Source organism: Kribbella sp. NBC_00889, assembly GCF_045207705.1.
Lineage (GTDB): Bacteria > Actinomycetota > Actinomycetes > Propionibacteriales > Kribbellaceae > Kribbella.
The window spans coordinates 8554104-8568358 of sequence record NZ_CP108783.1 but is presented as its reverse complement, the minus strand read 5'-3'; the positions used below and the strand labels follow the sequence as shown (position 1 = coordinate 8568358).

Annotated in this window: 14 protein-coding genes; 7 read left to right on the top strand and 7 right to left on the bottom strand. The window is 68.0% G+C overall.

Going from position 1 to position 14255, the window contains the following annotated elements:
• The first annotated feature begins 18 nt into the window (after positions 1-18).
• Together OG817_RS42220 and OG817_RS42215 are read left to right on the top strand one after the other, a co-directional pair.
• Positions 19-1266, top strand: coding sequence for a DUF445 domain-containing protein (locus OG817_RS42220; protein WP_406050632.1), 1248 nt, complete (start codon positions 19-21; stop codon positions 1264-1266).
• 46 nt (positions 1267-1312) lie between these two features.
• Positions 1313-1870, top strand: a complete 558-nt coding sequence (locus tag OG817_RS42215) for a hypothetical protein (RefSeq protein WP_406050631.1) — start codon at positions 1313-1315, stop codon at positions 1868-1870.
• Positions 1871-1962: 92 nt separating this feature from the next.
• Here OG817_RS42215 and OG817_RS42210 read toward each other — a convergent pair whose 3' ends face one another.
• Together OG817_RS42210 and OG817_RS42205 are read right to left on the bottom strand one after the other, a co-directional pair.
• Positions 1963-2709, bottom strand: coding sequence for a D-Ala-D-Ala carboxypeptidase family metallohydrolase (locus OG817_RS42210; protein ID WP_396392469.1), 747 nt, complete (start codon positions 2707-2709; stop codon positions 1963-1965).
• 123 nt (positions 2710-2832) lie between these two features.
• Positions 2833-3585 (bottom strand): sugar phosphate isomerase/epimerase family protein, encoded by a 753-nt coding sequence (locus OG817_RS42205; RefSeq protein ID WP_406050629.1) that lies wholly within the window; start codon positions 3583-3585, stop codon positions 2833-2835.
• A gap of 142 nt (positions 3586-3727) precedes the next feature.
• Here OG817_RS42205 and rarD point away from each other — a divergent pair, with 142 nt between their 5' ends.
• From rarD to OG817_RS42180, 5 genes are read left to right on the top strand one after another with little or no spacing between them, the layout of a single operon-like run.
• Complete coding sequence (rarD, locus tag OG817_RS42200) at positions 3728-4645, top strand: EamA family transporter RarD (protein ID WP_406050628.1); 918 nt, start codon at positions 3728-3730, stop codon at positions 4643-4645.
• A 45-nt stretch (positions 4646-4690) separates the two neighbouring features.
• Positions 4691-5173, top strand: coding sequence for an RrF2 family transcriptional regulator (locus OG817_RS42195; RefSeq protein ID WP_406050627.1), 483 nt, complete (start codon positions 4691-4693; stop codon positions 5171-5173).
• A 45-nt stretch (positions 5174-5218) separates the two neighbouring features.
• Positions 5219-5581 carry a hypothetical protein gene (locus tag OG817_RS42190; protein ID WP_406050626.1) on the top strand — a complete coding sequence of 121 codons (363 nt, stop codon included), beginning with the start codon at positions 5219-5221 and terminating at the stop codon, positions 5579-5581.
• A 28-nt stretch (positions 5582-5609) separates the two neighbouring features.
• Entirely contained in the window at positions 5610-6083 is a 474-nt protein-coding gene (locus OG817_RS42185) for a cupin domain-containing protein (RefSeq protein WP_406050625.1), read from the top strand.
• Positions 6084-6111: 28 nt separating this feature from the next.
• Entirely contained in the window at positions 6112-7620 is a 1509-nt protein-coding gene (locus OG817_RS42180) for a phospholipase D family protein (protein WP_406050623.1), read from the top strand.
• On the opposite strand, the gene OG817_RS42175 is transcribed toward OG817_RS42180, so the two are convergent.
• From OG817_RS42175 to nuoL, 5 genes are all read right to left on the bottom strand, one after another.
• Positions 7617-8117, bottom strand: a complete 501-nt coding sequence (locus OG817_RS42175) for a hypothetical protein (protein ID WP_406050622.1) — start codon at positions 8115-8117, stop codon at positions 7617-7619. The two genes, OG817_RS42180 and OG817_RS42175, sit on opposite strands and share 4 nt — an antisense overlap.
• Positions 8118-8250: 133 nt before the next feature.
• Complete coding sequence (locus OG817_RS42170) at positions 8251-9273, bottom strand: polyprenyl synthetase family protein (RefSeq protein ID WP_406050620.1); 1023 nt, start codon at positions 9271-9273, stop codon at positions 8251-8253.
• The gene (gene nuoN, locus OG817_RS42165; protein ID WP_396392998.1) at positions 9270-10856 is read right to left on the bottom strand and encodes an NADH-quinone oxidoreductase subunit NuoN; all 1587 of its coding nucleotides are present in this window, start codon (positions 10854-10856) and stop codon (positions 9270-9272) included. Before nuoN ends, OG817_RS42170 begins: the two co-directional genes overlap by 4 nt.
• On the bottom strand, positions 10856-12379 hold the full coding sequence (locus tag OG817_RS42160; RefSeq protein WP_406050619.1) for an NADH-quinone oxidoreductase subunit M: 1524 nt from the start codon (positions 12377-12379) through the stop codon (positions 10856-10858). The genes nuoN and OG817_RS42160 overlap by 1 nt, the downstream gene beginning before the upstream one ends.
• Positions 12376-14247, bottom strand: coding sequence for an NADH-quinone oxidoreductase subunit L (gene nuoL, locus OG817_RS42155; RefSeq protein ID WP_406050618.1), 1872 nt, complete (start codon positions 14245-14247; stop codon positions 12376-12378). Before nuoL ends, OG817_RS42160 begins: the two co-directional genes overlap by 4 nt.
• Between the last annotated feature and the right edge of the window lie 8 nt (positions 14248-14255).

The following is a 14255-nucleotide window of genomic DNA, read 5'->3' as shown; positions in this document are numbered from 1 at the left end:
ACTTGGTTAGATCGGGGTATGGCGACATTGACGTTGGGCGCCGCCGACCTCGTCCGGCGGCGCGGGCTGCGGCAGATGCGATCGGTGGCCTTGTCGTTGCTGCTGCTGGCCGCGGTGATCTATGTGGCCACGCTGCACCGCGACGGCGGCTGGGCGTACCTGAACGCCGCGGCGGAGGCTGCGATGGTGGGTGCGCTGGCGGACTGGTTCGCGGTGACCGCGCTGTTCCGGCGGCCGCTGGGGCTGCCGATCCCGCACACAGCGATCGTGCCGACCCGAAAGGACAGCCTGGCCGAGAGTCTGGAGCAGTTCGTCACCGAGAACTTCCTGTCCCAGGAGGTGGTGGCGGAGAAGATGCGGACCGCCGAGGTGAGCCGCCGGGCCGGCGAGTGGCTTGCCTCCGGCACCCATGCCGAGCGGATCGTGGCCGAGGGCGCCCGGACGATCGGGGCGGCGCTGCCGCGACTCGGCGACGAGGACGTGGCGGCGTTCGTCCGGGGGTCGCTGCTGCCGCGGTTCGTGCAGGAGCCGCTGAGCCCGATCGCGGGGCACTTCCTGCAGTCGGTCGTCGATGACGGTGCCCATCACGCACTGTTCGACCTGCTGATGGTGGAGGCGCATGACTGGTTGCGTGACAACCGTGAACTGCTCGCCGACGTGGTCGGTCCGCGGGCGCCGCGGTGGTCACCGCAGTGGGTCGACCGGCTGGTGATCGACCGGATCCACCGCGAGGCGCTGGCCTGGCTGGCCGACGTACGGGACAACCCGACGCACGCGGCGCGGCGGGCGGTCGACCGGCTGCTCGGGCAACTCGCCCACGACCTGCAGAACGATCCGGCGACGATGGAGCGCTTCGAGGCGTTCAAGGCGCGGATGCTGACACATCCCGATATGGGCTCCAGCCTGACCGCGGTGTGGGACGCCGTACGCACCGCACTGATCGACTCGATCGCCGATCCGGACAGCACACTGCAGGTGCGCGCGACCAAGGCCATCCAGGAGCTGGGGCAACGACTGCAGGACGACGAGGCGCTGCGTGGGAAGGTCGACGCCCGCGCCTCCGAAGCCGTCGGGTACGTCGTCCGCACCTACGGCAACGAGATCGTCTCGGTCATCTCCGACACCATCGAACGCTGGGACGGCCGCGAAGCCGCCGCCCGGATCGAACTCCACGTCGGCCGGGACCTCCAGTTCATCCGCATCAACGGCACCGTCGTAGGCGCCCTCGTCGGCCTTCTCATCCACACCGTGAGCCAACTCCTCTGACAGACACCTCCGCGCGAGTGGCCTGTGGGGTTGGGATGGTGGGTGTGTGAAGACGACGTACGTCCGGAAGCGGAAGAGGCCGATGGGGTGTGGGTTGTGGCCGTCGTACGAGTGGGGGGCGGATGAGTTCGGGACGTGGTTGTTCACGCCGGCACGTTCGCGGCATCGAGGGGACGACGGGGCGTTCTGTGACGTGGCGCAACGCTGGCCGGGTGGGCCTGGAGAGGACGCGTTGCATCTGGTGCCGCGGGACGGGTGGTGGTTCGCGACGTGGCGGCCGCGTGGGTTGCTGGTGGCGGACGTGAGTACCCAGCCGGCGCTGGTCGGGGACGAGTGGACGTACGTCGATCTCGAGCTCGATCCGTACCGTCGGCCGGACGGGACCGTGGGCACCGAGGACTGGGATGAGCTCGCGGAGGCACACGCCGCTGGTTTGATCGACGATCACGAACACCGGGCGGCCGTCGAATCAGCTCACACGTTGGAACAGCAGTTCACGCAAGGCATCGAGCCCTTCGGCACCACAGGCTGGACCCGGCTGTCAAAGGCGATCGCCCTGGAGCTACCACCCCTGACCGACTTCGGCAACCAACCGGTCACCTAGTGCCGCGTCACAGCGGTGGCGGGTTGTGTGCTGGCTGGCGGGTTGTTTGCGCGTCAGCGGCGAAACAACCCGCCAGTGGGCACCCGGCACACCTAGATCCCGCAGTTGGGGGCGTCCCAGACGTTGCCGGTGCGGATGTCTACGTGGGTGTGGTCGTTGTGGCCGGGGTAGCCGGGGCCGAAGATGCCGCCGAAGCCGTGGTTGCGGGCTTGTTTGGCGAGGGTGCAGAAGGAGTGGACTCCGGTCAGGTCGGCGGACCGGCCGTACAGGTGCTGGCTGTTGCTCGCGCCACCGACCGAGTTGTTGCAGGGAATGCTCCGGAACCCGCTGGAGATGTTCAGCGGCTGGTCGCCGAGCGCGTGCCGCATCGCCTCCAACTGCCACATGGTCTGCAACGCGTTGGCCTTGGTCGCCGCCGCGGACAGCGGTCCGCCGTCCCACCCCGATCCGCCGCACCCGTCGTCGAGTTCGGTGTACGCGAAGTGGATCGGCGTGCAGTCGTCGTCCTGCAGCGCGTAGATCTTGCTGAAGGTCGCCGGCCCGGCGATCCCGTCCGCCCCGAGCCCGTACGCCGACTGGAACCGCTGCACCGCGGCCTTGGTGGCCGGCCCGAAGTCCCCGTCGACGGCGAGGTGACCGCCGTACCCGGGATATCCGGCGACCCTGATCTGCAACTGCCGCACATCCTCGCCGTTCATGCCCTGGCTGAGCGTGCGGCCCCACGTGTAACAACCATCCGCGTGCGCCTCGGTCGCGGTCACGACCTGACTGGTCGTGAGCGTCGCCGCGAACAGCAGCAGTACGGCGATCAGCCGCGGCAACGGTCGGGTGATGGACATCGGACACCTCCGGGGCGGTGAAGGAACCTGTCCCGGCCCAGCATTCCGTCACCATCCACCGCTTGGCCAGTGCTCAGCGAAACTTTCCGACGCGAAGGCACCCGGCCTCTACCTGCCCGTCAATCAGACCCAGGCGTGCAGGTCGGCGGCGTCCTTGGCCAGCTGCTCCGGGGAGTCGTCGGCGACGAACTCGAGGAGAGCGTTGATCTCGCGGGGCTCGGCGGCGAGACGGTCCAGGACCGGGCGCCAGAGCGACTCACGGCCGGCGAGCGGGAGCCGGGTGTTCGACGGCCACCAGGAGAAGACGTGGACAGTGGTCAGCCACGGCATCAGGGCTTCGAGCTGGTCAAAACACTGGGCGTCGTCCAGGTCGACCGGCGGTTGCCAGTACGTCTTGAGGTTGGGAGCCCCGACGTCGAGCAGCAGCGTGATGGTCGAGTCGACCTCGTCGGTGAGCGTGTTGCGGTGGAACTCCATCGCGATCTCGATCCCGGACGAGGCCGCCACATCGGCCAGCTCGGCCAGCCCGCGGGTCACCGCCATCCGATCCCCCACGCCCGCTTGCGCCGTACCGACGTTGCCCGCCCAGACTCGGATCCGGGGCGCGCCGAGGGCCTCCGCGGTCGCGACCGCGGAGCGCATCTCCTCCCGGTCGATGCTGCCCGCACGCAGGTAGGAGCCGTACGCCGCGATCTCCAGCCCGTGGACCTCGCACAGCGCCTTGACCCGCTTGGCGGTGACCAGATTGCCGAGCGGGACGTGCACGTCACCACCCCACTCGATCGCCGCGAGTCCGGCCTTCGCAGCCAACCCCACCACCTCGTCGGCCGGCAACTGGCGGAACGTCACCGAGACCAGACCGGTCCTCACACCCACGCGTGCCTCCTCGTGTCCACCCCTCTATCCAACCGCATCGCACCAGCGGCTCCCCGGGGACAACGGGTACTGGACGCCCGCCCGTCTCACGTCATGAGCAAAGCAATTGGATGCGACTGTCGCGTGGGCATAGTCTGACGGCGTGCCAGAGCAGCGCAGAGGGTTCATCTACGGGTTCGCCGCCTACCTGATCTGGGGTCTGTTCCCGCTCTACTGGAAGCTGCTGGACCACTCCGGCGCGATCGAACTGCTGGCCCACCGGGTCCTGTGGTCGCTCGTGACGATCGCGATCCTGGTCGTCGTACTGCGGAAGTTCGGCCAGGTGAAGGCGTTGCTGCGAGAGCCTCGGCGCCGGTGGCCGTTGATCGTGGCCGCGTTCCTCATCTCGGTCAACTGGGGCACCTACATCTGGGCGGTGAACCACGGCCGGGTCGTGGAGACGTCGCTCGGGTACTTCATCACTCCGCTGTTCACCGTGCTGCTCGGCGTCGTGGTGCTGAAGGAGCGGTTGCGGGCGCTGCAGTGGGTCGCGCTCGCGGTCGCCTTCGTCGCCGTCGCCGGGCTGACGATCGAGAACGGCCGACCACCGTGGGTCGCGATCATTCTCACCTTCTCGTTCGGGCTCTACGGGCTGACGAAGAAGCAGGCCGGCGCCGGCGCGATCGAGGGAATGGCGATCGAGTCCGCGACCGTGGCACCGCTCGCACTCGCGGCGGTCGTCGTTCTCGGCGCGCAGGGCGAGTCGACGGTCACGCATCACGGCGCCGGCTATCTCACGCTTGTACTGCTGACCGGGCCGATCACCGCTGTACCGCTGCTGCTCTTCGGGGCGTCCGCGACCAGGGTGCCGATGACCACGCTGGGCCTGCTGAACTACATCGCGCCGATCATGCAGTTCGTCTGCGGCGTACTGGTGTTCCACGAGGAGATGTCGCCGATGCGGTGGGCCGGGTTCGGGCTGGTCTGGCTGGCGCTGGTGATCTTCACCATCGACAGCATGAACCGGCGGCGCCGGACGATCGCGATCGAGCGCGCCGCGGTCACCGCCTCCGCGGTGTGACCATTCGCTTGACGACCGGGATTCAGGACATTTAGTATCCAGGTTATGAAGATGAACGAGGGCGTCGAGTGGGCGATGCACAGCTGCGTGAATCTCAGCTGGCTGCCCGGCGAGGCGGTCACCGCCAAGCGACTCGCCGCGTTCTACAACCTTCCCACGGCGTACCTGAACAAACAGCTCCAGGCGCTCACCCGGGCCGGCATCCTGACCTCGGTCTCTGGGCCGAAGGGCGGCTTCCAGCTGGCCCGCGACCCGCACAAGATCACCCTGCTCGACATCGTCGTCGCGATCGACGGGCCGGACGACGCGTTCCGCTGCACGCAGATCCTGAAACAGGGCCCGGGCGCCGACCCGAAGGCCGACTACACCAAGGTCTGCGTGGTTTCCCAGGCGATGCGTGCCGCGGAGCTGACCTATCGCCGTACGCTGGCCGGCCAGACCATCGCGGACATCGCCGAGCGAGTGGTGGGCACGTCTCCGGACGCTCCCGCCAGCACCCGGAACCGGTTCGCCAACCTCAAGTCCTGAACGTCACCCACCACCTCTCCGTCCAGACCCAGGAGTTGATTCTGGATGTCAAATATCCTGAATAAGCCACTGATCCTGTCCCTGCTGATCCTCAGCTTCGGCCAGGGCAGCGCATTCAGCACCATGTACGCCGCCGCGTCCACCGGCGTCGCCGCGGAACACCAGGGCATCGGCTCGGGGATGGCGTCGACCGGCCAGCAGATCGGGAACGCGGTCGGTCTCGCGATCCTCGTTGCCATCGCCAACCGCGGCACGGCCGGCCTGACCGGCGAGTCGCTGCGTACGGCGACCACCCACGGGCTCCGGCTCGCCGTCCTGCTGACCGCGGCCGGGGTCGTCGTCACCGCCGCGATCGCGCTCACCGGCCGGCGCCGGACGCCGGTCCTGATCGATGCCATCAGCAACTGATTTCCCACCTATCGAAGGAGAAACTGTCATGAGCACCAACCAGCCCGTCCTGGTCCGCGCCGCCGAGGCCGAGGTCCTTCCCGCCGCCGGAGTCACCCTGTTCGCCGACGTCGCCGACACCGGCGGTCACCTGACCAGCCACCGTTCGATCCTCAGGCCCGGCAAGGACAGCGCTCCCCCGCACCAGCACCAGGAGGCGTCCGAACTGTTCTTCGTCCTCACCGGCAGCCTGCGTGTCCTGCTCGGCGACGACCTCATCACCCTGGCCAAGGGCGACTTCCTCGTCGTACCGCCGAACACCCCACACGCCTTCGAGGCGGCCGGCGACGAAAACACCGAGGTCTTCTTCGTTCTCACCCACGCGAAGCCGCGCTTCGACTACTACCGCCTCCTGGAACGCGTCTACCGCGGCGAAACCAACGCCGCCGAACTGGCTCAGACCAGCGACCTCTACGACAACCACTACGTCGAAAGCCCGGTCTGGCAGACTCGCCAGTCATGATGTGGCCGATAGCGGGCACTGGGAACTGATGAGGCACGACTGGTTCCTGACCGCGGCCGAGCGGGGCAACCCTGCGACGGACATCGACGCCGACGGGGCCTGGATCGAGGGCAACCTGGTCCAGGCCCTGGTGCACGGCGCGACCTACTTCCGGCACCTGTACGACGAACTGCGCGCGCTGCGGCCGGGCGACCGGGTGTACTTCACCGACTGGCGTGGCGATCCGGACGAGGTCCTGGTCGAGGGCGGTCCCGGCCTGGGTGCGACGCTGTGCGACCTGGCCCGCGCCGGAGTGGAGATCCGGGCACTGCTGTGGCGGTCCCACTCGGACCACATGAACTTCAATTCGCAGGAGAACCAGCGGCTCGGCACCGAGCTGAACGAGGCCGGCGGGGAGGTGCTGCTCGATCAGCGTGTCCGCCGGTTGGCGTCGCACCACCAGAAGCTGTTCGTGATCCGGCATCGCGACGATCCGGCCTCGGACGTCGCCTTCGTCGGCGGCATCGATCTGTGTCACGGACGACGTGACGACGAACGGCATCTGGGTGATCCGCAGCCGGCGCCGATGGATGTGCGGTACGGATCCCGTCCACCCTGGCACGACGTCATGTTCGCGATCCGGGGTCCCGCCGTGGGTGATCTGCTGCGCTGCTTCGTCGAACGCTGGGACGATCCCCATCCGCTCGATCGCAGAACGCCGTACCGGATGGTGATCCAGCGGCTGGCGCGGATGCCTCGGCATCCGTCGAACCTGCCGGAGGCCTTCCCGGATCCGCCGCCGGCCGGGCCGCACGCCGTACAGGTGTTGCGGACATACGCGCACAAGCATCCGGCGTTCCCGTTCGCGCCGCGTGGGGAGCACAGTGTCGCTCGTGGCTATCTGAAGGCGTTCGCGCGGGCACGGTCGCTGATCTATGTGGAGGATCAGTACCTGTGGTCCACGGAGGTGACGCTGTGCCTACGGGAGGCGTTGGTGCGGTCGCCCGGGTTGCGGATCATCGCGGTCGTACCGCGGTATCCGGACCAGGACGGGCGGGTGAGTGGTCCGCCGGCCCGCTACGCTCAACTGGAGGCGATGCGGTTGCTGGAGTCGGATCGCGTGGCGATCTACAACCTGGAGAACGAGGCCGGCGTACCGATCTATGTGCACGCGAAGGTCTGCATCGTCGACGACCAGTGGTTGACGTGTGGGTCCGACAACTTCAACCGCCGGTCCTGGACGAACGACAGCGAGCTGACGTGTGCGGTCGACTCCGAGGACCTGGCCCGCTCGCTGCGGTCGGAGCTGTGGTCCGAGCATCTGGGCACCCACGACCCCGAGCTCGACCCGATCGCCGGCTTCGACCAGTGGCGCGAGACGGCCGCCACCCTGGACGACTGGCACTCAAATGGTTGCCTCGGGCCACGACCCGCGGGCCGCATCCGCCCGCACAACCCCCAGCCGGTCCCCCGCCTCCACTCCCCCTGGGCCCGCTGGTTCGCCCGCCACCTCTACGACCCCGACGGCCGTCCCCGCCGCCACCGCAACACCTTCTAGGCAAAGGTGACGACGAGCACCACGACGGCGAGGAGGGTGTCGAGGACGGCGCAGAACTCGGACATGGAGCGGGCGACTACTCGGTGGGTGCGGTGGTGGTAGGTGTCCCAGCCGGCGTGGATGAGGAGTCCGGCGGCTACGAGGACTCCGGCTACGGTTTGGTCCGCCCGTACCGCTATCAGGGCAACGGCGGCCAGCACCACCAGAGCTGCTGCCTGCAAGGGCAGGCCCCAGGGTGGGCGGAGGGCACCGCGGACGACGCCGTACACGGCTAGTGCAGCAGCGAGGGCCAGCATGACCCAGGTTGCGTTGACGCCCTCGAAGTAGGACCCGAGTCCTACCGCGACGAAGCTGACGGCGAACATCGGCCAGGCAGCCTTCCGGCGTTGCAAGGCCGCGGCTCCCAGGTACAAGAACGCCGACGCCGTTACGATCGGCGCCACAGCGGGCCACCGCCGCAGCACCCACGGCCGCTCCACCTGCTCGACTGTGTTCACCAGCACCTCCCGGATCTGTGACCGACAGGGGACCACGCAACCCTTTCAATCCGCTTTCGGCGCCGCCAAGACTCTTTCGGCGCTGCCATGACGCAGGAGCTGGACGCCAGACCTCGCGGGCTGCGAGCGGTGTTCAGACGGAGCGAGTGACGACCAGGTCGCAGAGGGAGTCGAGGGCCTCGAGCGCGGGCCCTTCGGGGAGGTCTGCGAGGAGCTTGCGAGCGTCGGCCGCGCGGCGGCGTACGTCGTCCTCGGCCTGCCGGAACGCCGGGTGCGCCTGCAGCAGCTCGAGGGTCTCAGTGAGCCGGGCGTCGTCGGACAGATCGGAGTCGAGCAACTCGAGCAGGCGAGCGTCGTCGGGCTGAGCGGGGTCGGCCTGCGCGCGGAAGATCAGCACCGGCAGCGTCGGCACGCCTTCGCGGAGGTCGGTGCCTGGTGTCTTGCCGGACTGGTCGGACTCCGAGGCAATGTCGAGGATGTCGTCGGCCAACTGGAAGGCGACGCCGATCTCCTCGCCGAAGGCTCGCAGCGATTCCTGGACCTCCTCGGACGCACCGGCGTACCGGGCTCCGAACAGCGCCGAGGTCGCGATCAGCGAGCCAGTCTTGTCGGCGACCACCGACAGGTAGTGCGCCAGCGGATCCTGGCCCTCGCCGACCCCGAGAGTCTCGCGGATCTGGCCTTCGACCAGCCGGCCGAAGGTGCGGGCCTGGATCCGGACCGCCTCCGGGCCGAGATCGGCGACCAGGTCCGACGCCCGGGCGAACAGCCAGTCGCCGGACAGGATCGCGACCGAGTTGTCCCACCGTGCGTTCGCGGTGGACGAACCACGCCGGAGCGCCGCCTCGTCCATCACGTCGTCGTGGTGCAAGGTCGCAACGTGGGTCAGCTCGACCACGGCCGCCGACTTGATCACCTCAGGGGCAGCGGGCGACGGACCGAACTCAGCGGCCAGCAGCACCAGCAGCGGCCGGAACCGCTTGCCGCCGGCAACCATGACGTGCTGCGCGGCCGCCGTCACGAACGGCGCCTCGGACTGGGTCGCGTCGTGCAGTTCCCGCTCGACCGACTCCAGGCCGTCGCGAACCCGGGACTCGAGCGCCTCGTCGGCGAACGCGAATCCCAGGCTCTCGGCCGGCAGCGGGGTCGGACTCACCGGATGAACTCACCCGCCCGCGCCGCCAGGTCGAGCATCGGCCCGGGAACCAGGCCGAGGACCACCGTGGCGGCGAGACCGAGCGCGACCGCGCTCGTGGTCTGCCAGCCGGGCAGAGCCACGTCCGGCGCGTCGGCCGGGAGGTCGGAGAAGAACATCAGCACGATCACGCGGACGTAGAAGAACGCGGCGACCAGGCTGGCCAGCACCGCGACCACGACCAGCGGCCACGCGCCACCGGACCACGCCGCGCTGAAGACCGCCCACTTGCCGGTGAAGCCCGCGGTCAGCGGGATACCGGCGAAGGAGAGCAGGAAGAAGGCGAAGATGCCGGCCAGCAGCGGCGACTTCTTGCCCAGTCCGGCCCATCGGGACAGGTGGGTGGCCTCGCCGCCCGCATCCCGCACCAGCGTGACGACGGCGAACGCGCCGACGGTCGGGAAGCCGTACGAGACCAGGTAGAACAGCACCGCCTGGGTCGAGGTGATCCCGTTGTGTACGCCGTTCCCGACCTGCGCCAGCCCGACGAACGCGGTCAGCAGGAAGCCGGCGTGCGCGATCGACGAGTAGGCCAGCATCCGCTTCACGTCAGTCTGGGTGATGGCCACGATCGAACCGACCACCATGGTCAGGATCGCGACGATCCACATCATCGGAGCCCAGTCCCAGCGAGTACCGCCGAGTGCCACGTAGAAGACCCGCATCAGCCCGATGAACGCGGCGATCTTGGTGCAGGCCGCCATGAACCCGGTGACCGGGGTCGGGGCGCCCTGGTACACGTCCGGGGTCCAGGCGTGGAACGGTACGGCGCCCACCTTGAACAGCATGCCGACAGCCACCAGGCCGGTGCCGGCCAGCAGGATCGTGTCACCACCGGTCTGCGTGGCCAGCGCGTCCGAGATCCCGCCCAGCGACATCGTGCCGGCGTACCCGTAGAGCAGCGCGATGCCGAACAGCAGGAACGCCGAGGAGAACGCACCGAGCAGGAAGTACTTCATCGCGGCTTCCTGCGAGATCAGCCGGCGACGACGCGCCAGGCCACAGAGCAGGTACAGCGGCAGCGAGAACACCTCGAGCGCGACGAACAGCACCAGCAGGTCGTTGGCCGACGCGAACAGCATCATGCCGCCGACCGCGAACAGCGTCAGCGGGAAGATCTCGGTGTGCTCGACCTTGGCCGCGGTGCCCTCCCGCTCGGCCTCGGACCCCGGTACGGCGGCCGCCTGGCCGGCGAACGCGGACAGCCCACCGTCGACCGACCGCTCGGCGAACAGCAGCACGCTGATCAGCGTCAGCGCCAGCAGGATCAGCCAGGTGAACAGCGCCGGGCCGTCGACCGAGATCGCACCCTGCGCAGCGATCAGCTCCTTGTTGTCGTTCATCAGGAAGCCGGTCAGTACGCCGGACACGAGCACGGCGACCACCGTGATCGCCAGCTGCACCAGGTGCCGCAGCGGGCGAGGCAGGAACGCCTCCGCCAGTACGCCGACACACGCCGCACCGAAGACCACGAGCAGCGGCGACAGCTCGCTGTACTCGATCTTCGGCGCGGTGAAGTCCGCCAGCGGCAGGATGTGCGCGATCACTTCTGTCCCTCCGTCACGGGGATCTGCGGTGCCTTGTCGGTCACACCGACGTGCTGCATGGTCGACTCCACCGCCGGCTTGATGATGTCGACCACCGGCTTCGGGAAGATCCCGAGGCCGACGATCAACACCATCAGCGGAGCGATCGCGAGCACCTCACGCACGTTCAGGTCCTTCAGCTTCTCGATCCCGTCGCGGACCGGCCCGGTCATCAGGCGTTGGTACATGAGCAGGATGTAGAGCGCGGCCAGCACGATACCGACCACCGCGATCACCGCGATCACCTTGTGCCGGCTGAACGTCCCGGCCAGCACCATGAACTCGGAGATGAACGGCGACATGCCGGGCAGCGCGAGGCTGGACAGGCCGGCGAACAGGAACGTGCCGGCCAGTACCGGTGCCACCTTCTCCACCCCGCCGTAGTCGGCGATCCGGGCCGATCCGCGCCGGGAGATCAGGTACCCGGCGACCAGGAACAGCGCGGCGGTGGAGAGACCGTGGTTGAACATGTACAGCGTCGACCCGGTCAGGCCCTGCGACGTCAGCGCGAAGATACCCATCACGATGAAGCCGAAGTGCGAGATCGAGGTGTAGGCGATCAGCCGCTTGATGTCGGTCTGCCCGATCGCCAGCAGAGCGCCGTACAGGACCGAGATCAGCGCCAGCACCAGGACGACCGGGGTAGCCCACTCGGACGCGTTCGGGAACAGGCCCAGGCAGTACCGGATCATCCCGAAGGTGCCGATCTTGTCCAGGATGCCGACCAGTAGGACCGACGTACCCGGCGTCGCCTCACCGGCGGCGTCCGGCAGCCAGGTGTGGAACGGGACCATCGGCGCCTTCACCGCGAACGCGAACATGAAGCCGAGGAACAACCAGCGCTCGGTGTTCTGGCTCATGTCGAGCTTCATCATGTCGGACAGCAGGTACGACGGGGCGCCCTGCTTCGCCGAGACGACGTACAGACCGACCACCGACGCCAGCATCAGCAGACCGCCGAGCAGCGAGTACAGCAGGAACTTCACCGCGGCGTACGAGCGCTGCGGACCGCCGAAGCCACCGATCAGGAAGTACATCGGGATCAGTGTGGCCTCGAACAGCACGTAGAAGAGGAACACGTCGGTGGCGGCGAACACGCCGATCGACAGTGCCTCCAGGCCGAGGACCCAGGCGAAGAAGGCCTTCTCCGACCAGCGGCCGTTCTGCGCGTCGTTCCAGGAAGCGATCAGCACGACCGGCGTCAGGAGCGCGGTCAGCACCAGCAGGACGACGCTGACCCCGTCGAGGCCGAGCGCGTAGTGCGCGCCGAAGGCCTTGATCCAGGTGTAGGTCTCGGCGTAGTCCTCGGCACCGTTGCGCTGGTAGCCGATCGCAACGATCGCGGTCAGCACCAGCGTGACCAGTGAGAAGCCGAGCGCGACCTGCTTGGCCAGCAGTGCCTTCGCCCTGGGCACGAGCATCGTCACTATCGCCCCTACGAACGGCAGGAGCAGTAACAGGGTCAACCAACCGATGTTCACGACAACCTCACCGCGAGGAGGGCGACGACCACGAGTGCGGCGCCGAAGACCATGCTGAGTGCGTAGGAACGGACGAAGCCCGTCTGGACCCGGCGGAGCCGGCCGGACAGTCCACCGAACAGTGCGGCCAGCCCGTTCACCAAGCCGTCCACAACGCGGTTGTCGAACCAGACAAGCGTGCGGGTGAGGTACTGCCCCGGACGCATCAGGACCGCCTCGTTCAGCGCGTCGCCGTACAGGTCACGGCGGGCGAAGGTGGTGACCGGCGAGACCTTCACCGGTGCCAGGCGCGGGATGTCCCGGCGGAACAGCACAACACCGGTGGCAGCGCCGACGATCACGACCGCGAGGATGAGCGCCGTCATCGCCCACTGGCCCATCGGAGGGTGGGCCTCTTCGAACCCGGTCACCGGCTCCAGCCAGGTGACGATCCAGTCCTTGACGAAGTAGAGCGCACCGCCGACCAGCGAGAGGATCGCCAGGACGATCAGCGGACCGGTCATCACGTTCGGCGACTCGTGCGGGTGGACATCCTTCTCCCAGCGCTTCTCGCCGAAGAAGGTCATCATCATCAGCCGGGTCATGTAGAACGCGGTGATCCCGGCGCCGAGCAGCGCGCACAGACCGACCACGGTGTTCTCCGCGAAGGCGACCTCGATGATGTGGTCCTTGCTGAAGAAGCCGGAGAACGGCGGGATGCCCAGGATCGCCAGGTAGCCGAAGGCGAACGTCACGTAGGTGACCCGCATGTACTTCCGCAGGGCGCCGTAGCGCCGCATGTTCACGTCGTCGTTCATGCCGTGCATCACCGAACCGGCGCCGAGGAACATGTCGGCCTTGAAGAAACCGTGCGTGAGCAGGTGGAAGATCGCGAAGACGTAGCCCACCGGACCGAGGCCGGCGGCAAGCATCATGTAGCCGATCTGGCTCATCGTGGAACCGGCCAGGACCTTCTTGATGTCGTCCTTGGCGCAACCGATGATCGCACCGACCAGGACGGTCACCGTGCCGACGACCACCACCGCGGTGGAGGCCGCGTCGGTCTGCTCGTAGATCGCGCTCGAGCGGACCACCAGGTAGACACCCGCGGTGACCATGGTCGCCGCGTGAATGAGGGCCGACACCGGGGTCGGGCCCTCCATCGCGTCCAGCAGCCAGGACTGCAGCGGCACCTGCGCGGACTTGCCGCAGGCCGCCAGCAGCAGCATCAGGCCGAGCAGCGTGGCCCAGGTGCTCGACAGCTTGTCCGCGCCGGCGTTCACCGTGGCGAAGGCCGAGGAGCCGAACAGCGCCCACATGCTCATCACCGCGAGCGACAGCCCGATGTCACCGACCCGGTTCACCACGAACGCCTTCTTCGCGGCGACCGCGGCCGAGTTCTTGTACTGCCAGAACCCGATCAGCAGGTACGACGCCAGGCCGACGCCCTCCCAGCCGACGAACACCACCAGGTAGTCGGCCGCGAGGACCAGCAGCAGCATCGAGGCGATGAACAGGTTCAGGTAGCCGAAGAACCGGCGCCTGCGCGCGTCGTGCTCCATGTAGCCGATCGAGTAGATGTGGATCAGCGAGCCCACACCGGTGATCAGCAGCACGAACAGGATCGACAGCGGGTCGATCAGCAGGCTGAACTCCACCTTGATGTTGCCGACCGAGAACCACTCGAACAGCCGGACCGTCTCGGACCGGTCGTCGCTGGGTTTGCCCTGCATCTGGACGAACAGCACGACGCCGAAGGCGAAGGCGATCAGCGGTGCCAGCGTGCCCAGCAGGTGACCCCATGCGTTGGTGGCCTTGCCACCCAGCAGAAGGATCGCCGCGGACACGGCCGGGACCGCGACCAGCAGCCACGTCAGCTCATGACTCATCGGTGCTT